Origin of the sequence: Anaerococcus tetradius ATCC 35098, from assembly GCF_000159095.1 — a bacterium.
Taxonomy (GTDB): Bacteria; Bacillota; Clostridia; order Tissierellales; family Peptoniphilaceae; genus Anaerococcus; species Anaerococcus tetradius.
In genome coordinates this window covers 1-202 of sequence record NZ_GG666394.1, presented here as the reverse complement: position 1 = coordinate 202, position 202 = coordinate 1, and the positions used below count along the sequence as shown (strand labels likewise).

Genomic DNA, 202 nt, shown 5'->3' with positions numbered 1-202 from the left:
ATGCGCACCGAACATGGTTTCTGCCATCCATGCGATACCGTACACCGCCACGATGGCGATCATACCGGAACGGAAGACTTCGTTTTTTGAGATAGACGCGGGATTGGTTTTGGTCAGGATAATAATCAGCGCCCCGGTCAGCAGCATAAACATCTGAATAACCAGTACCATCGACAGCGGTTTGCCGCCGAAGGATGGACGC

The 202-nt window shown here is 52.5% G+C and carries 1 protein-coding gene; it reads right to left on the bottom strand.

All coding sequences use genetic code 11. The annotated features are described in order from the left end of the window. On the bottom strand, window positions 1-202 hold a 202-nt coding region (locus HMPREF0077_RS10315; protein WP_004837970.1), incomplete at both ends, for an anaerobic C4-dicarboxylate transporter family protein.